Source organism: Streptomyces erythrochromogenes (assembly GCF_036170895.1).
Classification (GTDB): Bacteria; Actinomycetota; Actinomycetes; order Streptomycetales; family Streptomycetaceae; genus Streptomyces; species Streptomyces erythrochromogenes.
Map to the genome: position 1 here is coordinate 6191895 of NZ_CP108036.1, position 24936 is coordinate 6216830.

Genomic DNA, 24936 nt, shown 5'->3' on the forward strand with positions numbered 1-24936 from the left:
CCGAGGAGGCGACAGGGTAGCGCCGCGGGCCGCAGGAGTCCCGGGTCGTGCACCCCCTGTCGTGTGTACAGGCGTACGCATCGATGTGTACCCTTGTACGCATGCCCTATGTCCTGCTCGCAGCAGCCATCGCCGCCGAGGTCGCCGGCACCACCGCCATGAAGTACAGCGACGGCTTCACGAAGCTGTGGCCCTCGCTCGGCACCCTGCTGGGGTACGCCATAGCCTTCACCCTCCTCGCGCAGACGCTGAAGACCATGTCGGTCGGCACGGCCTACGCGATATGGGCCGGCGTCGGCACCGCCGCCATCGCCGCGATCGGCATGGTGTTCATGGGGGAGGCGGCCACCGCCGCGAAGATCGCCGGGATCGCCCTCGTGATCGGTGGGGTGGTCCTGCTGAACCTGGGCGGGGCGCACTGATGCCGCAGGGCGTGCGGCGCTACGACCCGGACCGGCGCCAGCGGATCATCGACGCCGCTATCCGGGTGGTGGGGGCCAAGGGCATCGCCGGGCTGAGCCACCGCAGCGCGGCCGCGGAGGCCGACGTACCGCTGGGGTCGACGACGTACCACTTCAAGACGCTGGACGACCTGCTGGTCGCGGCGCTGCGGCAGGCCAACGAGGGCTTCGCGCAGGCCGTGGCGCAATCGCCGGCGCTGGCCGATCCGGACGCGGACCTCGCCGGGGCGCTGGCCCGCCTCCTGGGCGAGTTGCTGGCGGTGGACCGGGGCCGGGTGGAGCTGGAGTACGAGCTCTACCTCGCGGCCCTGCGCCGCCCGGCCCTGCGGCCGGTCGCCGCCGAGTGGTGCGAGGCCGCGTCCGAGGCGCTGGTCCCGAGGACCGACCCGGTCACGGCCAGGGCGCTGGTGGCCGTGATGGACGGCATCAGCCTGCAGGTCCTGCTGACGGACGCCGCGTACGACGAGTCGTACGCCCGCGAGGTCCTGGCCCGGGTCCTGCGGCCCTAGGGGGCGGTGCGGACGGTCGACAGGGCCGTCTGCACGCTCGCCTCGATGTCGCGGATCGGGTAGATCACCTCGCGCACCGTGCGGTCGCGGTCGACGACCAGGGTCAGCCGCTTGATCCGGCTCACGCCCGCCGCGCGGAACGTGGGCAGCCGCAGCGCCGCCGTCAGCGCCAGGTCGGCGTCCGAGAGGAGCGGGAAGCGCAGCCGCTCCTGCTCCGCGAACTCCCGCTGCTCGTCGGGGCGCTGGGTCGAGACCCCGTGCACGGTGGCGCCGGCCGCCGTGAACTCCGCGAGCTGGTCGCGGTACGTGCACGACTCGAACGTACAGCCCTTGGCGCCCGGGATCCCGGCCCAGCCGGGCGGGTAGGACTCGGCCCGCGCGTAGGCGCCGGGGAAGAAGTACAGGACGGTGAACGGCGTGTCCGCCACCGGGTCGCTGAGCTCGCCGAAGCGGTCCGGCAGCAGCAGCGGCGGCACCCGCGTGCCCTGCAGTGCGTGCACCCGTTCCGCCTCGCGCGACGCCTCGTCGGTCGTGGCCGTCATCTCTCCCTCTCCCAGGACCCAGGTGTCGCCCCAGTCCTGGAGGGCCACCAGGACCGGCAGCAGCCCCCGCCCGCGCGGGGTCAGCCGGTACTCGTGCCGCACCGGACGTTCCTGGTACGGCTCGCGCGACAGCACCCCGGCTTCGACGAGCAGCTTCAGCCGCTCCGCCAGCACCTTGCGGGACACGCCCAGCTCGCGCTGGAGCTCGTCGAAGCGGTGCAGGCCGCGTGCCGCGTCGCGCACGATCAGCAGCGTCCACCAGTCGCCCACCACGTCGAGGGCCTGGGCGATGGCGCAGTCCGCGTCGCCGAGGTGTGTGCGCTGGGCCATGGGAACTCCTTTGTCCGTTGACCCAAGGCTGTCATGCTGACATAGTCCGTTCCCAAAAGGAACTGACTAGCCGGATGTGGGGGGCACGGGTGTGCTGCAGGGGTTCAAGGACATACCGAGGGTCGTGTGGCTGCTGGCTGCGGGGGTGTTCGTCAACGCCGTCGTCAGCTTCACCTTCGTCTTCGTCTTCCTCTACCTGACCGGCCCGCGCGGCCTCGGGGCCGCCCAGGCCGGCCTCGTCAGCGGCATCAGCGGCGTCGGCCTGGTCGCGGGCAACTTCAGCGGCGGCTGGTACGGGGACCGCTTCGGCCACCGCCGGGTGCTCCTGGCCGCCGCCACCCTGGGCGGACTGGCCCTCGCGGCCTTCCCGCTGCTGCCCACGCCGCTCCTCTTCGTGGCCATGCCGGTGGCCCAGTACGCCTCAGGCGTGATCCGGGCCGCCAACTCCGCGCTGGTCGCGGTCACCGTCCCGGAGGGGGGCCGCCGCCAGGCCTTCGCCCTCGTACGGTGCGTGTCCAACGGCGGCTTCACCCTCGGGCCGCCGTTGGGCGCCCTGGTCGCGACCGGGCTCTCGTACGACTGGCTCTTCGTCGCCGACGGCGTCGGCACCCTCTTCTTCGCCCTCTGGACCGCCCGCGTCGTCCCGGCCCGCGGCGCACCCCGCAAGGCCTCCGCGGCCCCGGACGGCGGTCGGGGCCGCGGACTCGCCGCCGAACTGCGGGCTCGGCCGGCCCTGTTGGCGGTGCTCGGCGCGATCCTGGTGACCGACGTCGTCTACCGCCAGCAGTACTCCACCTTCCCCGTCTTCCTCACCGACCACGGCATGGACCCGCGCGCCTTCGGGCTCGTCATCGCCCTCAACGGCGGGGTGATCCTGCTGCTGGAGCTGCCCGCCGCCGTGGCGCTGCGCGCGCGGCCGGCGCTGCCGGTGATCGGTACCGGGCTGGTGCTGGTCGGGGCCGGATACGCGGCGCTGCTGCTCGGAGCGGGGATCGCGAGCGCCGTGACGATGATGGTGCTGCTGAGCCTCGGCGAGATCCTCTACAAGACCACCGCCACCGCCTACGTCGCCGACGAGGCGCCCGAGCACGCCGTCGGGCGGTTCCAGAGCCTGTACGCGGGCATCTCGGTCAGCGGGGTCGTCATCGGCCCGCCGCTGGGCGGGGCGATGTACTCGGCCGCGCCGGGACTGCTGTGGCCGCTGTGCGCCGGGCTCGCGGCGACGGCGGGCGCGGCGGTGCTGTGGGCCTGGGCGCGGCAGCGGCGCGACGCGGTCCGACCGGCACATGAGACCGGTTCGCAACCTCAGGCCGTCGCCGGTTAGGTTTCGGGCATGACTGCTACGCGTACCACCGGCGCCGTCGCCGCCGGACTTGCCACCATCACCGCCGACGGCACCGTCCTCGACACCTGGTTCCCCGCACCCGAGCTGGTCGCCGAGCCCGGCCCGGCCGGCACCGAGCGCCTCACCGCCGAGCAGGCCGTGGAGCTTCTCGGCGCCGCCGCGGCCAAGGCGATCCGCACGGACGCGGTCCGCGGCGTCGAGGTCGTAGCCGTCCGTACGGCCATCGCCTCCCTGGAGGACAAGCCGCTGGACGCGCACGACGCGTACCTGCGCCTGCACCTGCTCAGCCACCGCCTGGTCAAGCCGCACGGCCAGAACCTCGACGGCGTCTTCGGCCTGCTGACCAACGTCGCCTGGACCTCGCTGGGCCCGGTCGCCGTCGACCAGGTCGAGACCGTCCGCCTCAACGCCCGCGCCGAGGGCCTGCACCTGCAGGTCACCTCGATCGACAAGTTCCCGCGGATGACGGACTACGTCGCCCCCAAGGGCGTGCGCATCGCCGACGCGGACCGCGTCCGCCTCGGCGCGCACCTCGCCGAGGGCACCACCGTCATGCACGAGGGCTTCGTCAACTTCAACGCCGGCACCCTCGGCACCTCCATGGTCGAGGGCCGCATCTCCGCGGGCGTCGTCGTCGGCGACGGCTCCGACATCGGCGGCGGCGCCTCCACCATGGGCACCCTCTCGGGCGGCGGCAAGCAGATCATCTCGATCGGCGAGCGCACGCTGATCGGCGCCGAGGCGGGCATCGGCATCGCCCTCGGCAACGAGTGCGTCGTCGAGGCCGGCCTCTACGTCACCGCCGGCACCCGCGTCACCCTGCCGGACGGCCAGGTCGTCAAGGCCCTGGAGCTCTCCGGCGCCGACAACATCCTCTTCCGCCGCAACTCGGTGACCGGCGCCGTCGAGGCCCGCCCGTACAAGGCGAACTGGGGCGGCCTGAACGAGGTCCTGCACAGCCACAACTGACGGTCGGATCCGTCTCCGAGCGCCCTCCCGGACCTGCTGCGGTCAGGGAGGGCGTTCGGCCGTGGTCAGGGCGGCACCGCGGTGCACGCGGGCGGTCAGTCGCAGCGCTCGACGGCGTCGGGCTGCAGCCTCAGCTCCTGGACCTGGTAGCAGTCCGAGTAGACGGTGGCCATGACCGCGCCGCACGTGCACACCAGGTTGGGGCCCCATTCGCCGTCCATACCGCAGCAGTGGCCGCGGCGCATCGCGACGTCCGGGTGGGCCTCCAGGCCGATGCCGTCACCGGGGTTGAGCACGACGGTGCCGCTCGGGCCGGACTCGATCAGCACTCCGGACGAACCGTCCAGGACGTACGGGGGGCCGGACGGTTCGGGGTCGACCGCGAAGGTCCCGGGAGCCATCCGCACGATCGGTTGGTCGGTGTGGCCGTCCGCGTCCGTCTCGGGCGCCTTCGGCCGGTACCACTCTTCGTCCCTGTCCGGGTCCGGCAGGACACGCTCGGTGACGGAGGGAGTCACCGCGCGGTGGCAGGCGCGGCACCGGAAGACGGTCATCGGGGACTCGTACGTCGGGCAGACGCTCAGTGGAGGGGGATCGTGCGGATCAGGCCCGCGAAGGCCTGTTCCTCCGCCTCGGTCAGCTGTACCGACTCCATCGGGTGCGTGGCGGAGGTGCGCTGGGCCGGGATCAGCGGCAGGGCCTCGCCCGCGCCGGTCTCCGGCTGGTGGAAGCGGCTGTCCCACAGCATGTGGCCCAGGCCGGCCACCCAGACGAGCGCTGCCACGAACAGGACGGCGAGGCCGATTTCCTGGGCGAGGGAGATCGAGGGGAACACCAGGATCCTCCAGGGATGCGGGCGGTGCGAGCCGGGACAAGATCGGGCGTGCAGACACTCAACACCACAACCGGTCGATTCGGTGGAGATGTGGCGAGCGTCACGCCAGGGGCGAAAGTCCCTATCTTGCCCGCGATCGGCCCGTCACGGCCGCTGCAGCGGCAGCTTGAAGCCCTCGTGGCTGCGCGCGAAGCCCAGCCGCTCGTAGAAGCGGTGGGCCGCCGTGCGCCGCTTGTTGCTGGTGAGCTGGACCAGGCCGCAGCCGCGCCCTCGGGCCCGCTCGGCGGCCAGCCGCATCAGCTCCGCGCCGAGTCCCTCGCCCCGCCGGTCCGCGCGGACCCGTACGGCCTCCACCAGGGCCCGCTCCTGCCCGCCCTGGCCCAGGCCCGGTACGTACGTCAGCTGGAGGCAGCCGAGGACGGTCTCGCCCCCACCGGCGCCCCCACCGGCGTTCCCGCCGGCATCCCCACGCGCGCCCCCGCCCGCGTCCGTGAGGACCAGCATCTCGTTGCGGGCGTCCGACTCGATCGCCCCGAAGGCCCGCTCGTGCTCCTCGCCGACCCGCATCGAGGCCGGGTCGAGGACCTGGTCCTCGTCGGCGAGCAGGGCGAGTACGGCCGGCAGGTCCCGGCGTGTGGCGACGCGGAAGATCATGGCGAGATTGTGGCAGGGGGCCCGCCCGGGGCGGCGGCCGGACCCCCTGCTGCACCTGCTCCGGGGGTTACGGGCGGAAGCGCAGCACCTGCGGGTCGTGGTCGCTGTTCTGGGCGGCGAACTCCGCGTTGATGTGCACGCTGTCGTACGTGAACTTCTTGATCGCCGGGCTCGTCAGGATCTGGTCCAGCACCTGGGAGTTGCCCTGGTAGACGTACGAGTAGCGCTCGGCCTTCGGCAGCGACTTGATCGCCGGGTACAGCGCCCCGCCGTCCGCCAGCGCGTCCGTGGTCGCGGAGAACTCGAAGTCGTTGATGTCGCCGAGGACGAGGACGTTCGCGTTCTTGTCCTCCGCCAGGATCTGCTTCACGAAGCCGTTCACGGCCTGCGCCTGGAGCAGCCGCTTGGCCTCCGAGGAACGCAGCGGCGGCTGGTGGTGCGAGGTCAGGCCCTCGTCGCCGCCCTTCGAGCCGAAGTGGTTGGCGATCACGAAGACCGTCTTGCCGCGGAAGACGAACTCGCCGGCGAGCGGCTTGCGGCTGTCGGCCCACGCCGGGTTGGCGGGGTCCACGCGGCCGGGGGAGTGGGTCAGGTGGGTCTTGCCGTTCTCCTTGACGACGCCCGTCGCCGTCACCGCGTCACCCGGGGCGCGCTCGGTGAAGGAGACCCGCGCCGGGTTGAAGAGGAACACCTGGCGGATGTTGCCGCCGGGCTCGCCGCCGTCCTTCTTGTCCTCGGGGTTGACGGTCCGCCACTGGTAGGCCGGGCCGCCCGCCGCCGTGATGGCCGTGATGAACTTCGTGAGCGTCTGCTCCGCCGAGACGGTGCCGTCGTTCTTGGCGCCGTTGTCGTCCTGGATCTCCTCCAGCGCGAGGATGTCGGGGGAGGCCAGGTTCTCGACGACGGCCTTCGCCAGCGCGTCGAACTTCTCCTGCGGGTCCGTCGGGTCGAGGTTCTCGACGTTGTACGTGGCCACCGCGAGCTCCTGCTCGGCCTGCGGCTTGGTCTTCTCGGGGGCGAGGGTGCCCGCCTCGACGGTGCCGAGGGTGCGGGCCACCAGCGTGTAGCCGCCGAACTGGTTGAAGTCCAGCGGGCCTTCCGTGGTGCCGGTCAGCTTGTCGCCGACGTTGGCCACGGGGAAGGGCTGCTGCGCGATCGGCGCGAGCTGCTGGATCTGCAGGCGTCCGGTGTTCTGGGACTCGTAGGAGCCGTAGACGGTGCCGCCGCGCTTGGCGGTGTTCTCCCAGCCCTTCACCGTGACCCACAGCTCGGAGTACGGGTCGGTGGCGCCGACGACGCGCGAGGTGCCGATCTTGACGTTCATGCCCTCGAGGGACTCGTAGTAGTCCAGGGCGTAGCGCGAGGGCTCCAGCGCCAGGCCGTTGATGCTGCCGCCGGCGGCGGCGTCCCCGACCGGGGCGTACTCGGCGGGGACCGTGTACTCGTTGATCGCGGTGGCCTCGGGCAGCGCGTTGCCGGAGGAGACCACGGTGACGGCCGGCTTGGAGATCTGGGTCACCGACTGGTTGCCGGAGTTCACGCCACCGGGGATGTACTCGCCGACGGTGCCGGAGACCTTGACCGCGTCGCCCACGGCGACGGTCGGGACCGAGTTGGTGAAGACGAAGACGCCCTCACTCGTCGCGTCGTTGTCGTCGGCGTCGGGGTCCTGGATCCAGAAACCGCGCGAGCCGTAGGTCCGCACGCCCGTCACGATGCCCTCGACGTCGGCGACCTGCTTGCCGTTGAGCGGGGATATCCGGGTGGTGCCCTGGATGTCGTGGATGCGTACCGGGTCGGCGGACGCCGCGCCCTCGGCCGCGTCGGCGGAGCCCGCGAGCAGGCCGGTGGCCAGCGCGGAGGCGACGAGGGCCGCGACGGCGGCGGAGCGGGGATGCGAGGAGCGCATGGTCAGGAAACTCCGGTGTGGGAGAGGGGTAGGGAGAGGCTGCGAACAGCGAGATCTGTGGGGGGTTGGTCAGCCCCCAAACGTCTACGCGCGTCAATTTCCTGTGTTGCCAGCAAAGTTGTCAAGCCCTCCAGGGGAGACGGCGGCTGACTGTGGGATGAACCAAAGGCGATGGCCCGTCGGCTGCGCCCGATATGCGTCTACGCTGGGTCGCCGTACGACGGCCACGGCTGTCATCTGCGCCACATCGGCCATGCCCGCACTGCCCCGTCATGTCGGCCATGTCGCCGGTTTTCGGGCGCGTATGACGGTCCGGCCGCCCGGCCGGACCGTCACGGCCCGCCCGTCACCACCGCGTCCGCGAGGAGAGCCTCCCCATGTCCGCTGAGTCGCACCCCACACTGCCGCCGGTACGGCTGCACTCCGATGCGGAGCTGGCACGCGACGCCCTCGGCGCCCCGCTGTTCGCGCGCGCCGTACGGCTGGCCCGCTGGGCCGGGCCCGCAACCCGCGTCGGAGTCGGCGGCGAACTGGCGGCCGAGCAGCTGCCCGCGGCAGCCGCCCACCTCGGCCTCGACGCGGGGGACGAGGACGCCGCCGGGTACGCGAGCCAGGCCTGGCGGGTGGCCGTGGACACCGGCCTGGTGGACGTGACCGAGCCGGAGGAGGACACGGACGCCGAGGGCGCCGGGGAGGCGGGCGGGGAGCCGCACGGCACGGCCGCGCCCGGCGAGGACCTGGCGCTGGTGACGGGCGGTGCCCCCGGCGACGTACTCGGCCTGTGGCGGGCGGCCCTGGAGACGGTGCTCGCCGACACGGCCGTGCCCGACCTGGAGGACCTGGTCGACGCGCTGGACGCGGGCGGGGAGATCGCCTTCGACCGGCTGGACTGGAACCCGGGCCGCGAGGCGGACTTCCTCGACGAGGTCCTCGCCAACCTCTACCTGCTCACCGTCGCCGAGGGCGGGGCTTCGGAGCGGCCGATTCCGCTTCCGGTGCTGGCCGCGTCGATGGTCGTGCCCGACGGAATGGGCGAGCCGACCGACGCCGTCCTGGAGCAGGTCTCGGATGCGATGATGCGCCTCGACGACCAGTTCCGGCAGCTGGAGCCGATCGGACTGGTGGAGTTCCGGCCCGTCGACGAGGAGCTGATGGCGCAGGCCGACGAGGACGTCCCGCGCGGTGAGCGCGAGGTCGACGACGAGGACGTCTCCCGCTACGGCATGGTCCGCCTCACCCCGCTCGGCCTCTACGGGATCCGCGCCCGGATGCTGGAGGCCGGAGTGGCGGCCCCCGCGGTCGGCGAGCTGGCCGGCAAGGGCGCCGACGCACTCCTCGACGCCGTCTCCTCCTACCCCGAGCACGCGGCGCAGGCCGAGATCGAGCAGTGGATGGCGGGCCGCGAACCGGCCGACGCGGTCGCCGAACTGCTGGCCGCCGCCCGCGGGGACGACGAGGGCGGCCCGCTGCGCCGACTGCGCTGCCAGCAGGCCCTCGCGCTGGCCGGCCCGGATGCCGAGCCGGCGGTCCGCTCGGTCCTGGACGAGGCGGAGCTCGGCGGGCTCGCCCGGGTCTGGCTGGCGGAGCACGGAGCGGCGGACGTACCGGCGCCCGCCCCCGAGATGGTGTTCTGGCTGACGGTCGACACGATCGCGGCGCAGCTCGCCGCTGACGGCGAGACCGAGGAGCTGCCCCTGCTGATGGAGACCCTGACCGCTCATCACACGGGCTTCTTCGACCAGGTGTGGCGGGTCGAGCACCCGTCGACGGTGCAGGTCCTGGAGGCGATGGGCCGGCTGCACCCGGACCGGAAGACGGCGAAGGAGGCCCGCAAGGCCGCCTTCAAGGCGCGCTCCCGCAGGCCCTGAGGGTCCGGCCCGGGAAGCCGGCGACAATGCGCCGTTCCTGGGCCGGAGTTGGCCAATACGCCGACCGGCAAGGGGTCGGTTCCTCTTCGTGGGTAATTCAGCCGCCGTTCACGTGCGGGCGGGAGCGTGTGCGCCGACGACCGCACGACAGGCGCACCACTCCCCACCCCTGGAGACCCGATGGCGCTCAGCCGCAGAGACTTCACCGCCCGTACCGTCATCGCCGGCGCGGGAGTCGCGCTCACCGGGACGGTCGGCGCCCTCGCCACCGCTCCGGGTGCGCTCGCGGCCGAGGACGGCGCGGGCCGCGACGAGCACGGGCGGCCCTGTGAGCCCGGCTACGGCCCGCTCGTCCCCGACCCGGCCGGCATCCTCGCCCTCCCCGCCGGCTTCAGGTACCGCGTGATCACGCACAGCGGCGTCACCCGGCTGGAGTCCGGCGAGACCACCCCGTCCCACCACGACGGGACCGCGGCCTTCGAGGGCCACCGCGGCGTCACCCTCCTCGTCAACAACCACGAGCTCAAGGGCAAGCGGGAGAACTGGGCCCGCCCCGTCCCGCTCGCCGAGGGCCTCGTCTACGACCCGGCCGCGGCCGGGGGGTGCACGGTCGTCGAGGTCCGGCGCGGCGGCGAGGTCGCCGAATGGGTGGGCATCGCCGGTACGTCGACCAACTGCGCGGGCGGCGCCACCCCCTGGGACACCTGGCTGACCTGCGAGGAGAACTCCGATCTCGCCGGCAAGAACGGCATGACCAAGGACCACGGCTACGTCTTCGAGGTCGACCCGCACGACCGGCGCGCCAACCGCGACCCGAAGCCCGTCAAGGCCTTCGGCCGGTACGACCACGAGGCCGTGGTCATCGACCCGCGCCAGGGCCACGCGTACCTGACCGAGGACGCCTCCGGGCCCAACGGGCTGCTCTACCGCTGGACCCCGCCCCGCGGCTTCCGGCACGGGCGCGGCAGGCTCCGTACGCTCGCCGCCGACGCCGGCGTGCTCCAGGCCGCCAAGTGCATCGACAGCTCGGGCCGGGTCGTCGACGACCTCTCTCGCGCCACGCGGATCGGCACCGTCTACGGCGTCGACTGGGTGGACGTGCCGGACCGCGACGCGCGCACCGTGCCGGTGCGCAAGCAGTTCGCGGACCACGCGGTGACGCGCGGCCGCAAGCTGGAGGGCATGTGGTGGGCCGACGGAGGCGCGTACTTCGTCTCCTCCTACGCCCGTGAGGAGAGCCCGGGTGCCGCGCACGACGGACAGGTCTGGTTCTACGACCCCAAGCGGCGCACGATCCGGCTGACCGTCCTCATCGGCGTCAACGCGGACCCGTCGGCGGGCGGCGGCTACGACGGCCCGGACAACATCACCGTGTCGCCGTACGGAGGCCTGGTCATCGCGGAGGACGGCTCGGGGCTGCAGCACCTGTTCGGCGCGACCGCAGCGGGCCGCACCTACCCGCTGGCGCGCAACGAGCTGAACATCGGGTCGGCCGAGGAGCCCGAATACTCCGAATTCACCGGTGTCTGCTTCTCCCCGGACGGACGCACCCTGTACGCCAACATCCAGGACCCGGGCATCATGCTGGCCATCACCGGGCCGTGGCGGCGCGCGCACTGACGCTCCGCCCGGCCGGCATCGCGGGCCTCAGTGGGCCGGGGAAACCTCCGCGCGGGAGGCCTCGGCCCACTCGGCGAGCAGGAACTCATACGCCTCGGAAGGCCACTCGCCGTCCACCCTGGTCTCCACGAGGTGCCGGATCGCCTCGTTCGCCTCGGCGGCGGACGGGCGGGCAGGTCCCGCGGGTGTGAGTGTCTCGTGCATGCTTCCAAGGCTACGGGCGGGCACTGACAGCCACCCACGGATTACGCGTGGCATCCATCACCCGCGAACCCGTCCGGTGGCCGCCCGTGCCCGCCCACCTGCTCAGAGTGCCTGCGCGGCGGGCTTGACCATGCCGCGCACTGTGCGCGACTTCACAAACTCGCCCATGGCCGTCATCTCCCACTCGCCGGAGAACTGACGGATCAGCTTGGCCATCATCACGCCCGTCTGCGGCTCGGCGCTGGTGAGGTCGAAGCGCACCAGCTCCTCGCCGCTGGCCGCGTCGATCAGGCGGCAGTAGGCCTTGGCCACGTCGGTGAACTTCTGGCCGGAGAAGGAGTTGACCGTGAAGACCAGGCCCGTTGCGTCGGCGGGGAGCCGGCCGAGGTCCACGACGATCACCTCGTCGTCGCCCGCGCCCTCACCGGTGAGGTTGTCCCCGGAGTGCTTGATGGCGCCGTTGAGAATGGACAGCTTGCCGAAGTAGCAGCTGTCGATGTGGTTGCGCTGCGGGCCGTACGCGATGACGGACGCGTCGAGGTCGATGTCCCGGCCGCGGAAGGCGGGCTCCCAGCCCAGGCCCATCTTGACCTGGGAGAGCAGCGGGCGGCCGCCCTTGACCAGGGAGACGGTCTGGTTCTTCTGGAGGCTGACCCGGCCCTTGTCCAGGTTGATCTTCCCGGTGGCGGGCGGGGCGGCCGGGGGTGCGGCGGGCGCGGGAGCGGGGGCCGGGGTGACCGGGGCGGGGGTGCCGGCGCCGGCGGTGAGCCAGGGGGAGGGCTGGTGGGTCGTCGGCGGGGCGGGCGGGGCGGTGGGTGCCACGGGCGCGGCAGGTGCGGGCGGGGCGACGGCGGCCGCGGGAGCCGGTTCCTCGTCCACGCTGACCCCGAAGTCGGTGGCGATGCCGGCCAGGCCGTTCGCGTACCCCTGGCCGACCGCGCGGACCTTCCACACGCCACCGCGCTGGTAGATCTCGACGACGACGAGCGCCGTCTCGGTGGCCAGCTGCGGCGGGGTGAACGAGGCGATCACCGCGCCGCCGTCGGCATTGCGCACCGTGGCGGTGGGCTCGATGCCCTGGAAGGACTGCCCGGCGGCGTCGGGGCTGGCCGTGACCACGATCCGCTCGATGCCCGGGGGCACCGCGGAGGTGTCCACGGTGACCGAGTCCGGCGCCGCGCCCCCGCCGGACCGGTAGGTGACACCGGGCCCGGAGGGCTGGTTGAAGAAGATGAAGTCGGCGTCGGAGCGCACCTTGCCGTCCGCCGTGAGGAGCAGGGCGGACACGTCGAGCCGCACCGGCGCAGCCACGTCGACCGTCACGCGGACGGCATTGAGCGGCAGGTTGGATCCAGGGGTCATAGCGGTCATGCCCGGAGAACGAGCGGAGGTGCTTTGCCGTTCCCTTACCCTCGCGGGATATTTCCGCCCCGGTTGCGGGGGTGGTTCTTCGCGGTCCGCTCGTTGCCGAACTTGTAGGAGCCGGTCCACCGGGCCATCACGAGCTGCGGATCACCGGCCTCCACTTCGGTCAGGAACGCGGCGGCGCGGTCCCCGCGCAGGGTGGCCGCGGTGCGGCCCAGGTGGGTGATGACGACGCAACCGTCGCGCCGTACGTCGTACGTGAATCCGTGTGGTCTCGGCATGGCCCGCAGCCTGCCCCGCGGAGCGCGGGACGGGCAACGGGATTGTTCGTGCGCGAAGGGCGGCCGGGCCCCGGGGCGCCGGGGTCGGCCGCGGGTCTCCCGCCGGTCAGCCGCGGTCAGCCGCCCGTCACCCGGCGCGGCAGGCCCAGCGGATTGGCCTCGCGCAGCTCGGCCGGAAGGAGCGCGTCCGGCACCGACTGGTAAGCCACGGGCCGCAGCCAGCGCTCGATCGCCGTGCCGCCCACCGAGGTGGAGTGCGAGGTCGCGGCCGGGTACGGACCGCCGTGGTGCTGGGCGGGGGCCACCGCGACCCCGGTCGGCCAGCCGTTGACCACGATCCGCCCCGCCAGCTGCGTGACCTGCCCGATCAGCTCGGCGGCCGGGCCGGGGGCGCCCTCGGCCTCGGCGGCCGACAGCTGGAGGGTGGCGCTCAGGTTGCCGCCGAGGCGCCCGAGGACCGCGCCCGCCTCGGTCTGGCCGGCGTACCGGACGACGACGGTGACCGGGCCGAAGCACTCCTCCAGGAGGACGTCGTGCTCCTCGCCCGCGAGGAGGTCCTCGGCCCGCACCGTCAGGTAGCCCGCACCCACGGTGTGCTCGCCGCCGGATCCCGGGGTGACGGGGGCGTCCACGCCGGGCAGTGCGGCCCGCTCGCGCACCCCGGAGAGGAAGTTCTCCCGCATCCGGTGGTCCAGCAGCACCCCGGGCTCGGTCTCGCCGAGGGCCTTGGTGAGCTCGCCGGTGACCCGGTCGCCGTCCGCGCCGTCGGGCACCAGGACCAGGCCGGGCTTCACGCAGAACTGGCCGACGCCGAGGGTGACCGAACCCGCCAGGCCGGCGCCGATCTCCTCGGCGCGCTCGGCGGCCGCGGCCGGGGTGACCACGACGGGGTTGAGGGAGCCCAGTTCGCCGTGGAACGGGATGGGTACGGGCCGGGCGGCGGCCGCGTCGAACAGGGCCCTGCCGCCCCGGATGGAACCGGTGAATCCGGCGGCCGAGACCAGCGGGTGGCGGATCAGTTCCAGGCCTGCGTCGAACCCGTGCACCACGCTCACCACTTCGGGCGGGAGCCCGCTTGCGACGGCCGCCCGGCGCAGCAGCGAGGCGCACAGCTCCGAGGTGGCGGGGTGGTCGGGGTGTGCCTTGACCACCACCGGGCAGCCCGCGGCCAGCGCGCTCGCGGTGTCCCCTCCGGGGACGGAGAAGGCGAGCGGGAAGTTGGAGGCGGCGTAGACCGCGACCACGCCGAGCGGGACCTTGTAGCGGCGCAGCTCGGGGCGCGGCGGGGTGAGGGAGGGGTCGGCGCGGTCGATCCGGATGTCGAGGTAGGACCCCTCTTCGACGGCGTCGGCGAAGGCGCGCAGCTGGCCGGTGGTGCGGGCCAGTTCGCCGGTGAGGCGGCCCGGGCCGAGCGCGGTCTCGGCGTCGGCGGCCTCGATGACGTGGGCGGCGGCCTCGTCGAGGAGTGCGGCGGCGGTGCGCAGGAAGGCGGCGCGGACGGCGGCGTCCGCGAGCGGGCCGCGGGCGGCGTGGGAGGCCCGTACGGCTTCGTCCACCTCGCGGGATGTGGCTTCCACCGCAACCTGCTCGCGCTGCTTCCCGGTGCGGGGGTCCACACTCCAGACTGGTGTCGTTGTCATGGCCCACTGCCTCCTGGATCGTTCAGTATTCTGAACGCGGTTCCGGTGGATGAATGATCACATCTGCTGCGGACTCTATTTCCGGGTCCTCCGCGTGACAAGAGGCGACCAGAGGGGAAGCAGGCGCATGACGACGACCGAGTCGGGGATCCCCGCCCAGGCGGCACCGGTCAAATCGGCGGTCCGGACCGTCCTGCTCCTGGAGCACTTCGCGGCCAGGCCGGGGCTGCACAGCCTGGCCGACATCCAGAGCGACCTCTCCCTGCCCAAGTCCAGCCTCTACATGCTGCTGCGCACGCTGGTGAACCTCGGCTGGGTGGAGACGGACGCGACGGGCACGCGGTACGGCATCGGCGTACGGGCCCTGCTGGTCGGCAGTTCGTACATCGACGGCGACGAGGTGGTCGCCGCGGCCCGGCCCACCCTGGACCGGCTCTCCGACGACACGACGGAGACCATCCACCTGGCCCGGCTCGACGGGACGAGCGTGGTGTACCTGGCCACCCGGCAGTCCCAGCACTACCTGCGGCCCTTCACCCGGGTCGGGCGGCGGCTGCCCGTGCACTCCACGGCGCTCGGCAAGGCGCTGCTCGCCACGCACTCGGACGCGGAGGTGCGGACGCTGCTGCCGCGGCGGCTGGAGGCGGTCACCGAGCACACCATCACCGACCGGGAGCAGCTCATCGAGGAGCTGGAGCTGGTGCGGGAGCAGGGGTACGCGCTGGACCGGGAGGAGAACACGCTCGGGCTGCGCTGCTTCGGGGTGGCCGTGCCGTACCGCACGCCGGCCCGGGACGCGGTGAGCTGCTCGGTGCCGGTGGCCCGGCTGACGCCGGGGCACGAGCAGGTCATCAAGGCGGCGCTGTTCGAGGCGCGCGACCGGCTGTCGGTGGTGACGCGCCGCATGTGACGGCGCGTCGGGCGGTGTGTGGGGCGGTGCGGGTGGGAGTGCGTGCGGCGGCGCGGGGGCGGCTGTTCCTCCCCCGCGCGGGGGAGGCGGTTCCCCACTGAGGGGGAGGTGGCGGGCCGCCGCGCACGGGACCGTTGGGGCATGACCACACGAGCCGTTCACCCGAAGCACGCACCGCAGTCCTCCACCCCGGCCCCTGCGCCTGTCGGGGCCCGCGCCGGCAGGCACGTCCTCACGGCGGTGGCCCTGGCGGCCACGGTGCCGTATCTGGCGCTCAAGGCCGCCTGGCTGTCCGGCAGCCGGATCGGGATACCGGACGGCAGCGTGCTGCTGGAGGCCGGCCCGTTCCTCACGGTGGCCAATGCCGTCACGCTGGCCATGGACGCGTGCGTGATCCTGCTCGTCCTGGTGCTCACCAGACCCTGGGGGCTGAGAACGCCCGCCTGGATGCTGACCGTTCCGGTGTTCACCGCCACGGGCCTGCTGACCCCGATCCTCCTCGGGTTCCCGGCCCAGCTGCTCGTACGGGCCCTGGGCTTCGGGGACGGGCCGGAGGCGGCGGCCGCGCGGGAGCCCTTCCTGGACTCCTGGGTCTTCATCGTCGTGTACACGGGATTCACCATCCAAGGACTCGCCCTGGCCGCGCTGTTCGTGCCCTATGCGCGCCGGCGCTGGGGCCGGCGGTGGCAGGGCGTGGTGGGAGAGCGGCTGCCGTCGCCCACGGGGGTGGTGGCGGCAGCCGCGGCCTCGGGCGCCCTGGTTCTGGGCGCGATGTTCCTCTACTGGGCCTTCGGCGGCACCGCCGGGCTGGACGCCGAGCAGGGCGAGGCGCACTCGGCGGAGCCCGCCGTCGGGTCCCTGGCCCACGCGACATGCGCACTCGCCGCGGGAGCGGGGGCGCTGCTCCTGGCCCGCGGCGGGGCGCTTCGGGCGTGGTGGCCGCTCGGCCTCGCCTGGGTCGGTGCAGCCGCGACCCTGGCGTGGGGGGCCTGGCTGCTGGTCGCCTCGCTGGGGCCGCAGCTGGGCCAGGGTGAAGGGCCCTCCACGGCCGCGCAGTTGATCTACGCTGGCCAGATGGTCACGGGATCGCTCGCCACCGTCGCCCTCACCCGGTTCCTCATATCCCGACGCGAGAGCTGATGCGCGACGGCCTGGGGCGGCTACTGGGGGCGCGGGCACGGCTGCGGTGGGTCCACCAGATCCTCGGCGGCGCCCTGCTGATGCCGTACTTCCTCCTGGCCTCGGTGGCGGTCGGCTCGGCGGCCGGCGGAGCCAACGCCCTGTCCTCCCTGCCCCTGTCCCTCGCCGCCTACGCCGCGGCCCTGCCGCTGGCCGCCGTCACCGGGGTGTACGGGCTCGTCCGGCCGCTGTCGGTGACCGCCGTCCGGGCCATGTGCGCGGTGCCGGGGGAGCGGCTCGCCGAAGGGCCGGCGCGGTCCTGGGCCGCACGGGGGCGGGCATCGGCCTGGTGGACCCTGCACCTGGGGGTCGGGGCGGTGGTCAGCGGGATGACCCTGGCGGTGCCGCCCATGGCGGTGGTGCTGATCGTGCTGCCGTTCGTGAGCGGTCTGCGCGAAGTCCGGCTGGGTTTCGGGTGGTTCAACACGGGCGTCGAGACGTACACGGCACCGCTCCTCGGGATCGGCCTGCTGGCCGCACTCGCCCTGTGTGCGGCCGTCGCCGGGGAGCTGCTGGCCCGGCTGGCGCCCGTACTGCTCGGTCCCACGGCGGCGGACCGGCTCGCGGCGGCCGAGGAGCGGGCGGCCGACCTGGCCGTGCGCAACCGGCTGGCCCGGGAACTGCACGACGCGGTCGGGCACGCGCTCAGCGCCGTCACCCTCCAGGCGGCCGCCGCCCGGCGGATGCTGGAGCGCGACCCCGACTTCGTCCGGGAGGCGCTCACCGCGATCGAGGACACCACGCGGCGGACGGTGGGCGAACTGGACGCCGTACTGGGCCTGCTGCGCGAGGGGGACCCGGCCCGGCCGGACGGTGCGACCGCCCCCGCGCCCAGCCTCGCCGCCGACCTCGACGGGCTGCTGGCACGCACCCGCGCCGCGGGCACCACCGTCACCGCGCACCAGGACCCCGGGCCCGCGGGGGACTGGGCCCGGCTCCCGGCGACCACCTCGCGCGAGGCCTACCGGATCGTGCAGGAAGGCCTCAGCAACGCACTGCGCCACGGCGCCGGCCCGGTGGACCTGCGGATCCTCGTCCGGGCCTGCCACGACACCGGACGACGAGAACTGGAGATCACCATGACCAATCCGCCCGCCGCGCCCGAGGGCCGTGAGCCCCGCACCACCGGGGGCCGAGGGCTGCGCGGCTCCGCGGAGCGGGCCGCCCTGCTCGGCGGCAGCGTCGAAGCCGGCCCGCACGGGGACCGGTGGCGGCTGCACGCGGTCCTCCCGCTGGCCGGCGGCGACCGATGACCGCGGCCGCCCCGGCGGGCCGGCCGCCGCTGCGCATCGTGCTCTGCGACGACGAGCGGATGGTCCGCACCGCGCTGCGGGTCATCCTCGAGGCCGAGGCCGACCTGGAGGTCGTCGGCGAGGCCGCCACCGGCGCCGAGGCGGTCCCGCTCGTGCGGTCCCTCGCCCCCGACGTGGTGCTGATGGACGTCCGGATGCCCGAGATCGACGGCATCCGGGCCACCCAGCAGATCCTCGCCACCATGGCCGAGCCGCCCAGGATCGTGGTCGTCACCACCTTCGAGAACGATGCCTACGTCTACGAGGCGCTGCGCGCCGGAGCCGTCGGCTTCCTCCTCAAGGGCGCCGACCCCGACGAGCTGATCGGTGCGGTCCGGCTCGTCGCCCGCGGCGACTCGCTCCTCTTCCCGGCCGCCGTCCGCTCCCTCGCCGCCACCCCCGCGGCGGCCACCGCCCCCGCCACCGCACCCTGGATCGCCAGGCTCACCGACCGCGAGGCCGACGTGCTGCGCCTGATGGCCACCGGACTGTCCAACCACGAGATGAGCGAGCGCCTCGGGGTCGGGCCGCAGACGGTCAAGACCCACGTCGCGTCGGTCCTCACCAAGACCGGCTCCCGCGACCGCACCCAGGCGGTCATCGCGGCCTACGAGGGAGGATTCATCATGAGGAAAGCCTGAGAAGTCGGCCACAATCGGGGCAGAGCGGAACGCTTGAGGCCGCCGGGACGTCCTTTCGGACGATGAACAAGACGATCAGGCGTGCGTCGGTCTTCTGTCTGCTCCTGGTGCTGGCCCTGCTGGTCCGGGTCACCTGGGTGCAGGCGTACCAAGGCCAGGCTCTCGCAGACGACAAGCACAACCGCCGCAACCTCATCGGGCAGTACGAGAACCCGCTGGGCAACATCATCGTGGGCGGGGAGGCGATCACCGGCTCGGAGAAGACGGGCGGCAAGGACTTCGGCTACAAGCGGACCTACGTCGACGGCCCCCTCTACGCGCCCGTCACCGGCTACAGCTCACAGGCCTTCGGCACCAGCATGCTGGAGGGCGTCTACAAGAACGTCCTCAACGGTTCCGACAGCCGGCTGAAGACCGTGATGGACATGCTCACCAACAAGCGGGCCGATCCCGGCAACGTCCTCACCACCATCGACAAGGACGTGCAGAAGGCCGCGTACGACGCGCTCCAGGGCAAGCAGGGCGCCGCCGTGGCCGTCGACCCCGCCACCGGCGAGATCCTCGCCGTCGTGAACAACCCCTCCTTCGACCCGGGCAGCATCGCCGGCGCCACCGACCAGAAGGCCTGGGACGCACTCTCCGCCGACAAGGGCAAGGCCATGGAGAACGTGGCGCTCCGCAAGCCCCAGGCGCCCGGCTCCACCTTCAAGCTGGTCACCCTCGCCGCCGCGATCGAGAACGGCCTGGTCACCGACATCGACCAGCAGACCGGCATCTCCGACCCGTACACGATCCCCGGCACCCGCACCCCGCTGCCCAGCGAGGCGGGCTCCGCGGCCTGCAACAACGTCTCGGTGCGCACCGCCCTGCGCCTGTCCTGCAACAACGTGTTCGCCGAGCTCGCCTCCAAGCTCGGCCAGGACAAGATGCGCGCGACCGCCGAGAAGCTCGGCTTCAACACGCAGATCGACACCCCGGTCCGCACCAACCCGCCGAGCAAGTACCCGTCCAAGAAGATGTCGATCGACCAGGTCGCGCAGACGGGTATCGGCCAGTTCGACGTCCAGGCCACCCCGCTGCAGATGGCGATGGTCACGGCCGCGATCGAGAACGGCGGCAAGCTCGTCGCCCCGCACATGGTCTCCGAGGTCACCGACGCCAACGGGAACGTGCTGGAGAGCTTCAAGGACCCGAAGTCCCAGCAGGTCATGAAGGAGAAGACGGCCTCGATGATCCGGGACGCCATGCGCACGGTCGCCACCGAGGGCGGCGGCAAGCCGGCCCAGGTGTCGGGCGCCGAGGTCGGCGGCAAGACCGGCACCGCGCAGCGCGGCGTGAACAACAGCCTCGCGCCGCTGGCCTGGTTCACCTCGTACGGCAAGGCGAACGGCAAGCAGATCGCCGTGGCCGTGGTGATCGAGAACTCCGACACCGACCGCTCCGAGATCGGCGGCGGCAAGCTGGCCGCGCCGATCGCGCAGAAGATGATGCAGGCCTGGCTGAAGAAGTAGCCACGCGGGGCTCCACGCCCGACGCGCCGGGAACCGACCGGGTTCCCGGCGCGTATCTGTCTTCATGATCAGGAATGCGCGACCCGCCGACCTCGACGCCATCGCCGCCCTCCACACCAGGGCCCGGGCCACCTACTACCAGGGCCACATACCCGAAGAGGCGTACGCCGGCGAGGCCGAGCTGGCCCGCACGCGCGAGGGCTGGACCGTGGCCGTCGCCCGTGAGGCCGCCGAGGGCGGGGTGCTGTGCGCCGAGGAGGGCGGCGAGCTCACCGGGGTCGCCGCCTTCCGCACGCAGGACGGCGAGACCACCCTCACCCAGCTGCACGTCGATCCGGTCCGCTGGCGCCGGGGCACCGGGGCCGCCCTCCACGAAGCCTGCCTGGAGGCCTGGCGCCGTGCCGGCGTCCGCCGGGTCCGCCTGGAGGTCTACGAGCACAACCTCCGGGCCCAGGCCTTCTACGCCGCCCAGGGCTGGGTGCCCGACCCGTCCGCCACCTCGTCGGGCAGCCACCGCACCCTCTGGCTGGACGTTGCCTAGACCGGCCCGCCCGCCGCCCGCCGCCCGCCGCCCGCCGCCCGCCGCCCGCCGCCCGCCGCCCGCTGCCGGGCACGTGGCATCCGCCGTGTCCGGGGAATGAGACGGGAGGACGGATGGTTCACGCCACTGATGGTTGAACAGCAAACCGTCCCGTCAGTGAACCCGGAGAGAAGAAGGATCATGCGCGTCGAGATCTGGAGCGACATCGCCTGCCCCTGGTGCTACATCGGCAAGGCCCGTTTCACCAAGGGCCTGGCCGCATTCGCGCACCGCGACGAGGTGGAGGTCGTCTTCCGGTCCTTCGAGCTCGACCCGGGCAGCCCCAAGGGCGTGACCGCCCCCGTCGTCGAGATGCTCGCCAAGAAGTACGGCCGCACCCTCGACGAGGCGCGCGGCATGGAGGAGCACGTCGCCGCGAGCGCCCGCGCCGAGGGGCTGACGTACCGGACCGAGGGCCGCGACCACGGCAACACCTTCGACGTCCACCGGCTGCTGCACCTGGCCGACGCCAGGGGTCGGCAGGAGGAGCTGCTCGACCTCGCCTACCGGGCCAACTTCGGCGAGGAGCGCTCCGTCTTCGACCCCGAGGTGCTGATCGCGCTCGCGGTAGAGGCCGGTCTGGACGAGGCCGAGGCCCGCGCCGTCCTCGCCGACGGCTCCGCCTACGCCGACGAGGTCCGCGCCGACGAGCGCGAGGCCGCCGAGCTGGGGGCGAACGCCGTGCCGTTCTTCGTCCTCGACCGCCGCTACGGGATCTCCGGCGGACAGCCGGCCGAGGTGTTCACCCGGGCCCTGGAGCAGGCGTGGGCCGGGCGCGAGGTGGAGGAGCCGGCGGCCGCGGCCGACGCGTGCGAGCCCGACGGGGCGTGCGCCGTCCCACAGGTATAAGTATTACTTGGGGTGGGCGACTGAAACTCGGCAATGGACTTTGGGCCTTTCCTGGCGCAGAGTTGACGGTATGGATCTTCCGATCGCCGAAGCGACCCGTGCCGAGTTCGCCCACTCCACCACCTATCTCAACTCCGCCAACTGCGGGGTCGTCCCGCGTGCCGCCGTCGCGGCCGTACGGGAACTGGCCGAGGCGGCGGGGGCCGGGATCCCCACCGGATTCGGCGACTTCGACCGTGTGAACCGCGCCCGCGCCTCCTTCGCCCGTCTGGTCGGGGTGGACGCCGAGCGGGTGGCCGTCGGCTCGGCCGTGTCCACCCATGTCGGCCTCGTCGCGGCCTCGCTCCCCTCCGGCGCGGAAGTGCTGTGCCCGGAGGGCGACTTCGCCTCCGTGATCAACCCGTTCGTGGTGCGCGACGACCTCAAGGTGCGGTTCGCGCCGCTGGAGTCCCTCGCCGAGGCCGTCGGCCCGGACACCGCCCTGGTCTCGCTGAGCGCCGTACAGTCCGCGGACGGGCGCAAGGCCGACCTGGCGGCGGTGCGCGAGGCGACGACGGCGCACGGGGCCCGGATGCTCGTGGACGCCTCCCAGGCGGCGGGCTGGCTCCCCTTCGACGCCTCGCCGTACGACTACACCGTCGCCGTCGGCTTCAAGTGGCTCCTCAGCGTCCGCGGGGCCTCGTTCCTGACCGTGTCGCGGGAGGCCCAGGACACCCTGACCCCGCTGCACGCCGGCTGGGTGGCGGCGGAGTCCATGTGGGACGCCGTCTACGGACCGATGCCGCGACTGGCCGACTCCGCACGGCGGTTCGACGAGTCCCCGGCCTTCCTCGCCTACCACGCGGCGGAGGTCTCGCTCGCCCTCATCGAGCGGATCGGCATCGAGGCCGTGCACGCCCACGACACCGCCCTGGCCGCCCGCTACCGCGCCGGACTGGCGAGCCTCGGCCACGAGCCCGTGCCCGGCGAGGCCGCCATCGTCTCCGTACCGGGCCTGGACGGCCGGCAGCCGGCCCTGCAGGCGGCCGGCATCCTCACCTCGGCCCGCGCGGGCCTCCTGCGGGCGTCGTTCCACCTGTACAACACGGAGGCCGACGTGGACCGGCTCCTGGACGTGCTCTCCGCCTCCTGACGCCGCACGGGCCGCACGTACAGTGCCGCCATGAGCGATGTGAGCGATGTGAGCGGTCCGGGCCATGTGAGCGGCGTGCTGCACGTGAAGGGGCGGGTGCTGGTCGGGCCCGACGAGGTCCGCGACGAGCTCTGGGTGGTCGGCGGGCGCGTCTCCTACGAGAGCCCGCCGGGCGCCCGCGAGGTCACCACGGTCACCGGCTGGGTCCTGCCCGGGCTGGTCGACGCGCACTGCCACGTGGGACTGGACGCCCACGGCCCGGTCGACGCCGACACGGCCGAGCGCCAGGCGGTCACCGACCGCGACGCGGGCACCCTCCTGATCCGCGACGCCGGATCGCCCTCCGACACCCGCTGGATCGACGACCGCGAGGACCTGCCGAAGATCATCCGGGCGGGCCGGCACATCGCGCGCACCCGACGCTACATCCGCAACTACGCCCACGAGATCGAGCCGGCCGACCTCGTCGAGTACGTCGGCCGCGAGGCGCGGCGCGGCGACGGCTGGGTGAAACTGGTCGGCGACTGGATCGACCGCGACGCCGGCGACCTGACGGCCTGCTGGCCGCGCGCCGAGGTCGAGGCGGCCATCGCCGAGGCGCACCGGCTGGGCGCCCGGGTCACCGCGCACTGCTTCGCCGAGGACTCGCTGCGCGACCTCGTCGAGGCGGGCATCGACTGCATCGAACACGCCACCGGTCTCACCGAGGACACCGTCCCGCTGTTCGCGGAACGCGGGGTCGCCATCGTCCCCACCCTCGTCAACATCGCGACCTTCCCGAAGCTCGCGGCGGGCGGCGACGCGAAGTTCCCCCGCTGGTCGGCGCACATGCGGCGGCTCCACGAGCGGCGCTACGACACCGTCCGGGCCGCCTACGACGCGGGCATCCAGGTCTACGTCGGCACCGACGCCGGGGGTTCCCTGCCGCACGGGCTGGTCGCGGCGGAGGTCGCCGAGCTGGTGAAGGCCGGGATCCCGGCGCTCGACGCCCTCTCGGCGACGGCCTGGGCGGCGCGCGAGTGGCTCGGCAGGCCGGGGCTCACCGAGGGTGCCCCGGCGGACCTGGTGGTCTACGACGCCGACCCGCGGGCCGACGTGGGCGTCCTGGCGCAGCCGCGACGGGTGGTCGTCGACGGCAGGGTCAGGGCCTGAGCGCGGTGCGGTGAGCGGGGCCGCAAATCGAAACCCCGCACGGAAACCACCCGTTGGGGTGAAGTGACCTCGGGTAGCTGCCCCGTCACCCACATTGAGTAAGGATTCCCAGGGTCGAAGCCGTCGGCGCGCGCGATGTCCCCCATTGGCCGCGCGACGGCACCCAACTCCCCGGGGGTTCCACCACCTTGAACAGCAACACCTTCCGCATGCCCGCGGCCGTTCTGCTCGCCACGGGAGCGGTCGTCCTGCTCACCGCACCGCCCGCCTCCGCCACGGGAGGCACCCCCGCCGGCGGAGAGGGCAAGTCCGGTGCCGTGGTCCTGCGCACCGGACTGGACGTGGGCCTGCTCAACAAGACCGTGCACGTCCCGCTGAAGGCGACCCTCAACGAGGTCAGCGCCCCCGCGAAGGCCGAGAAGACGGCGCTGACCGTCACACTGGACGGGGTGGAGGGGAACAGGCCGGTCAGCGTCCTGCGCGCGGACGTCGCCACCTCCAAGGCCACCGCGGACAAGACGAAGGCGGAGGCCGAGGCGAACCTGGCCAAGGCCCGCGTGCACGTGCCCGGGCTGCCGCTGCTCTCGCTGATCGAGGTGGAGAAGGTCACCTCCAAGGCCGTCTGCGAAGCCGGCAAGAAGCCGGTGGCCAGCGCGAACGTCCTCGGCACGGTGACCGCGCTCGGCAAGAAGGTCACCCTGTCGGCGGGCGGCCCCACCAAGGTCGAGGTCCCGGGCGTGGGCATGGTCAGCCTGGAGCTGTCCAGCACCGAGACCACCTCCACCACGGCCGCCGCAGCCGCGCTCCGCCTGAAAGTGGCCGTGAACCCGCTGAACCTGAACGTGGCACAGGTCGACGGCGAGATCGTGCTGGCCGAGGCGCACTGCGAGTCCCCGAAGGGCTCGGCCCCGACGACGAAGGCGCCCGAGCAGCCCGACATCAAGACCCAGACCGGGACGGGCACCGGCGGCACCACCGCGGGTTCGGGCACCACCGCCGGTTCCGGCGGCAGCGGCTCGGGCACCGCGGACGCCAACCTGGCCGAGACCGGCGGCGGTTCGCTCACCCCCTACATCACGGGCGGTGCGCTGACCCTGCTCGCGCTCGGCGGCGGCGCGCTCTTCCTGACCCGCCGGGGCAAGACCCAGTAGGGCCGCC

The 24936-nt window shown here is 73.1% G+C and carries 25 protein-coding genes; 16 read left to right on the plus strand and 9 right to left on the minus strand.

Translation table 11 applies throughout. From position 1 onward, the window contains the following. Positions 1–101: 101 nt before the first annotated feature. Both OHA91_RS28330 and OHA91_RS28335 read left to right on the plus strand, forming a co-directional pair. Positions 102–422, plus strand: coding sequence for a DMT family transporter (locus tag OHA91_RS28330; RefSeq protein ID WP_030963955.1), 321 nt, complete (start codon positions 102–104; stop codon positions 420–422). Next, complete coding sequence (locus OHA91_RS28335) at positions 422–970, plus strand: TetR/AcrR family transcriptional regulator (protein WP_031149082.1); 549 nt, start codon at positions 422–424, stop codon at positions 968–970. The genes OHA91_RS28330 and OHA91_RS28335 overlap by 1 nt, the downstream gene beginning before the upstream one ends. Here the strand turns inward: OHA91_RS28335 and OHA91_RS28340 are convergent. Further along, positions 967–1842: a winged helix-turn-helix transcriptional regulator gene (locus OHA91_RS28340; RefSeq protein ID WP_328740248.1), complete on the minus strand. Its 876-nt coding sequence runs from the start codon at positions 1840–1842 to the stop codon at positions 967–969. The two genes, OHA91_RS28335 and OHA91_RS28340, sit on opposite strands and share 4 nt — an antisense overlap. A 76-nt stretch (positions 1843–1918) precedes the next feature. On the opposite strand from OHA91_RS28340, the gene OHA91_RS28345 reads away from it, so the two are divergent. Then, positions 1919–3166 (plus strand): MFS transporter, encoded by a 1248-nt coding sequence (locus tag OHA91_RS28345; protein ID WP_328740249.1) that lies wholly within the window; start codon positions 1919–1921, stop codon positions 3164–3166. Between the two features lie 9 nt (positions 3167–3175). After that, the gene (dapD, locus tag OHA91_RS28350) at positions 3176–4156 is read left to right on the plus strand and encodes a 2,3,4,5-tetrahydropyridine-2,6-dicarboxylate N-succinyltransferase (protein ID WP_328740250.1); all 981 of its coding nucleotides are present in this window, start codon (positions 3176–3178) and stop codon (positions 4154–4156) included. A gap of 95 nt (positions 4157–4251) precedes the next feature. Here the strand turns inward: dapD and OHA91_RS28355 are convergent, their stop codons facing one another. From OHA91_RS28355 to OHA91_RS28370, 4 genes are all read right to left on the minus strand, one after another. Next, entirely contained in the window at positions 4252–4710 is a 459-nt protein-coding gene (locus tag OHA91_RS28355; protein ID WP_328740251.1) for a hypothetical protein, read from the minus strand. 26 nt (positions 4711–4736) lie between these two features. Then, positions 4737–4991 (minus strand): hypothetical protein, encoded by a 255-nt coding sequence (locus OHA91_RS28360; RefSeq protein WP_328740252.1) that lies wholly within the window; start codon positions 4989–4991, stop codon positions 4737–4739. Between the two features lie 144 nt (positions 4992–5135). Next, entirely contained in the window at positions 5136–5645 is a 510-nt protein-coding gene (locus OHA91_RS28365; RefSeq protein ID WP_031149071.1) for a GNAT family N-acetyltransferase, read from the minus strand. Between the two features lie 67 nt (positions 5646–5712). Next, positions 5713–7554: an endonuclease/exonuclease/phosphatase family protein gene (locus tag OHA91_RS28370; RefSeq protein ID WP_328740253.1), complete on the minus strand. Its 1842-nt coding sequence runs from the start codon at positions 7552–7554 to the stop codon at positions 5713–5715. 377 nt (positions 7555–7931) lie between these two features. On the opposite strand from OHA91_RS28370, the gene OHA91_RS28375 reads away from it, so the two are divergent. Beyond that, complete coding sequence (locus tag OHA91_RS28375) at positions 7932–9422, plus strand: hypothetical protein (protein WP_031149068.1); 1491 nt, start codon at positions 7932–7934, stop codon at positions 9420–9422. Between the two features lie 180 nt (positions 9423–9602). Then, positions 9603–11042 (plus strand): alkaline phosphatase PhoX, encoded by a 1440-nt coding sequence (locus OHA91_RS28380; RefSeq protein WP_328740254.1) that lies wholly within the window; start codon positions 9603–9605, stop codon positions 11040–11042. Positions 11043–11069: 27 nt separating this feature from the next. Here OHA91_RS28380 and OHA91_RS28385 read toward each other — a convergent pair whose 3' ends face one another. From OHA91_RS28385 to OHA91_RS28400, 4 genes are all read right to left on the minus strand, one after another. Beyond that, entirely contained in the window at positions 11070–11246 is a 177-nt protein-coding gene (locus OHA91_RS28385; RefSeq protein WP_167344711.1) for a hypothetical protein, read from the minus strand. Positions 11247–11348: 102 nt separating this feature from the next. Then, on the minus strand, positions 11349–12617 hold the full coding sequence (locus tag OHA91_RS28390) for a TerD family protein (RefSeq protein WP_328740255.1): 1269 nt from the start codon (positions 12615–12617) through the stop codon (positions 11349–11351). Between the two features lie 35 nt (positions 12618–12652). Further along, on the minus strand, positions 12653–12892 hold the full coding sequence (locus tag OHA91_RS28395; protein WP_031149062.1) for a hypothetical protein: 240 nt from the start codon (positions 12890–12892) through the stop codon (positions 12653–12655). A 116-nt stretch (positions 12893–13008) separates the two neighbouring features. After that, complete coding sequence (locus OHA91_RS28400) at positions 13009–14532, minus strand: aldehyde dehydrogenase (NADP(+)) (RefSeq protein WP_328740256.1); 1524 nt, start codon at positions 14530–14532, stop codon at positions 13009–13011. A gap of 127 nt (positions 14533–14659) precedes the next feature. On the opposite strand from OHA91_RS28400, the gene OHA91_RS28405 reads away from it, so the two are divergent. The 10 genes from OHA91_RS28405 to OHA91_RS28450 all read left to right on the plus strand — a co-directional run bounded on the left by OHA91_RS28405 (position 14660) and on the right by OHA91_RS28450 (position 24929). Next, a complete protein-coding gene (locus tag OHA91_RS28405; protein ID WP_031149058.1) occupies positions 14660–15442 on the plus strand; it encodes an IclR family transcriptional regulator in 783 nt (260 codons plus the stop codon). A gap of 141 nt (positions 15443–15583) precedes the next feature. Further along, positions 15584–16582, plus strand: a complete 999-nt coding sequence (locus tag OHA91_RS28410) for a hypothetical protein (protein ID WP_328740257.1) — start codon at positions 15584–15586, stop codon at positions 16580–16582. Continuing rightward, the gene (locus tag OHA91_RS28415; protein WP_031149054.1) at positions 16582–17874 is read left to right on the plus strand and encodes a sensor histidine kinase; all 1293 of its coding nucleotides are present in this window, start codon (positions 16582–16584) and stop codon (positions 17872–17874) included. The genes OHA91_RS28410 and OHA91_RS28415 overlap by 1 nt, the downstream gene beginning before the upstream one ends. Then, positions 17871–18554 carry a response regulator transcription factor gene (locus tag OHA91_RS28420; RefSeq protein ID WP_328740258.1) on the plus strand — a complete coding sequence of 228 codons (684 nt, stop codon included), beginning with the start codon at positions 17871–17873 and terminating at the stop codon, positions 18552–18554. Before OHA91_RS28415 ends, OHA91_RS28420 begins: the two co-directional genes overlap by 4 nt. Before the next feature lie 62 nt (positions 18555–18616). Next, positions 18617–20065 carry a peptidoglycan D,D-transpeptidase FtsI family protein gene (locus tag OHA91_RS28425; protein WP_328740259.1) on the plus strand — a complete coding sequence of 483 codons (1449 nt, stop codon included), beginning with the start codon at positions 18617–18619 and terminating at the stop codon, positions 20063–20065. Positions 20066–20129: 64 nt separating this feature from the next. Further along, on the plus strand, positions 20130–20606 hold the full coding sequence (locus OHA91_RS28430; protein ID WP_031149048.1) for a GNAT family N-acetyltransferase: 477 nt from the start codon (positions 20130–20132) through the stop codon (positions 20604–20606). Positions 20607–20786: 180 nt separating this feature from the next. Next, positions 20787–21494, plus strand: coding sequence for a DsbA family oxidoreductase (locus OHA91_RS28435; RefSeq protein ID WP_266502305.1), 708 nt, complete (start codon positions 20787–20789; stop codon positions 21492–21494). 70 nt (positions 21495–21564) lie between these two features. After that, complete coding sequence (locus tag OHA91_RS28440; protein WP_328740260.1) at positions 21565–22626, plus strand: aminotransferase class V-fold PLP-dependent enzyme; 1062 nt, start codon at positions 21565–21567, stop codon at positions 22624–22626. A 30-nt stretch (positions 22627–22656) separates the two neighbouring features. Beyond that, a complete protein-coding gene (locus tag OHA91_RS28445; RefSeq protein WP_328740261.1) occupies positions 22657–23778 on the plus strand; it encodes an amidohydrolase family protein in 1122 nt (373 codons plus the stop codon). Positions 23779–23966: 188 nt separating this feature from the next. Further along, positions 23967–24929 carry an SCO1860 family LAETG-anchored protein gene (locus tag OHA91_RS28450; RefSeq protein ID WP_031149044.1) on the plus strand — a complete coding sequence of 321 codons (963 nt, stop codon included), beginning with the start codon at positions 23967–23969 and terminating at the stop codon, positions 24927–24929. Positions 24930–24936: the final 7 nt, after the last annotated feature.

What these genes read in the sequence shown, in the direction of transcription:
- OHA91_RS28410 (WP_328740257.1), top strand. Translation starts at nt 15,584, where the DNA reads ATGACCACACGAGCCGTTCACCCGAAGCACGCACCGCAGTCCTCCACC.
- OHA91_RS28370 (WP_328740253.1), bottom strand. Translation starts at nt 7,554, where the DNA reads ATGCGCTCCTCGCATCCCCGCTCCGCCGCCGTCGCGGCCCTCGTCGCC.
- OHA91_RS28435 (WP_266502305.1), top strand. Translation starts at nt 20,787, where the DNA reads ATGCGCGTCGAGATCTGGAGCGACATCGCCTGCCCCTGGTGCTACATC.
- OHA91_RS28440 (WP_328740260.1), top strand. Translation starts at nt 21,565, where the DNA reads ATGGATCTTCCGATCGCCGAAGCGACCCGTGCCGAGTTCGCCCACTCC.
- OHA91_RS28355 (WP_328740251.1), bottom strand. Translation starts at nt 4,710, where the DNA reads ATGACCGTCTTCCGGTGCCGCGCCTGCCACCGCGCGGTGACTCCCTCC.
- OHA91_RS28420 (WP_328740258.1), top strand. Translation starts at nt 17,871, where the DNA reads ATGACCGCGGCCGCCCCGGCGGGCCGGCCGCCGCTGCGCATCGTGCTC.
- OHA91_RS28445 (WP_328740261.1), top strand. Translation starts at nt 22,657, where the DNA reads ATGAGCGATGTGAGCGATGTGAGCGGTCCGGGCCATGTGAGCGGCGTG.
- OHA91_RS28415 (WP_031149054.1), top strand. Translation starts at nt 16,582, where the DNA reads ATGCGCGACGGCCTGGGGCGGCTACTGGGGGCGCGGGCACGGCTGCGG.
- OHA91_RS28380 (WP_328740254.1), top strand. Translation starts at nt 9,603, where the DNA reads ATGGCGCTCAGCCGCAGAGACTTCACCGCCCGTACCGTCATCGCCGGC.
- OHA91_RS28390 (WP_328740255.1), bottom strand. Translation starts at nt 12,617, where the DNA reads ATGACCGCTATGACCCCTGGATCCAACCTGCCGCTCAATGCCGTCCGC.
- OHA91_RS28365 (WP_031149071.1), bottom strand. Translation starts at nt 5,645, where the DNA reads ATGATCTTCCGCGTCGCCACACGCCGGGACCTGCCGGCCGTACTCGCC.
- OHA91_RS28375 (WP_031149068.1), top strand. Translation starts at nt 7,932, where the DNA reads ATGTCCGCTGAGTCGCACCCCACACTGCCGCCGGTACGGCTGCACTCC.
- OHA91_RS28330 (WP_030963955.1), top strand. Translation starts at nt 102, where the DNA reads ATGCCCTATGTCCTGCTCGCAGCAGCCATCGCCGCCGAGGTCGCCGGC.
- dapD (WP_328740250.1), top strand. Translation starts at nt 3,176, where the DNA reads ATGACTGCTACGCGTACCACCGGCGCCGTCGCCGCCGGACTTGCCACC.
- OHA91_RS28340 (WP_328740248.1), bottom strand. Translation starts at nt 1,842, where the DNA reads ATGGCCCAGCGCACACACCTCGGCGACGCGGACTGCGCCATCGCCCAG.
- OHA91_RS28425 (WP_328740259.1), top strand. Translation starts at nt 18,617, where the DNA reads ATGAACAAGACGATCAGGCGTGCGTCGGTCTTCTGTCTGCTCCTGGTG.
- OHA91_RS28430 (WP_031149048.1), top strand. Translation starts at nt 20,130, where the DNA reads ATGATCAGGAATGCGCGACCCGCCGACCTCGACGCCATCGCCGCCCTC.
- OHA91_RS28400 (WP_328740256.1), bottom strand. Translation starts at nt 14,532, where the DNA reads ATGACAACGACACCAGTCTGGAGTGTGGACCCCCGCACCGGGAAGCAG.
- OHA91_RS28385 (WP_167344711.1), bottom strand. Translation starts at nt 11,246, where the DNA reads ATGCACGAGACACTCACACCCGCGGGACCTGCCCGCCCGTCCGCCGCC.
- OHA91_RS28335 (WP_031149082.1), top strand. Translation starts at nt 422, where the DNA reads ATGCCGCAGGGCGTGCGGCGCTACGACCCGGACCGGCGCCAGCGGATC.
- OHA91_RS28395 (WP_031149062.1), bottom strand. Translation starts at nt 12,892, where the DNA reads ATGCCGAGACCACACGGATTCACGTACGACGTACGGCGCGACGGTTGC.
- OHA91_RS28405 (WP_031149058.1), top strand. Translation starts at nt 14,660, where the DNA reads ATGACGACGACCGAGTCGGGGATCCCCGCCCAGGCGGCACCGGTCAAA.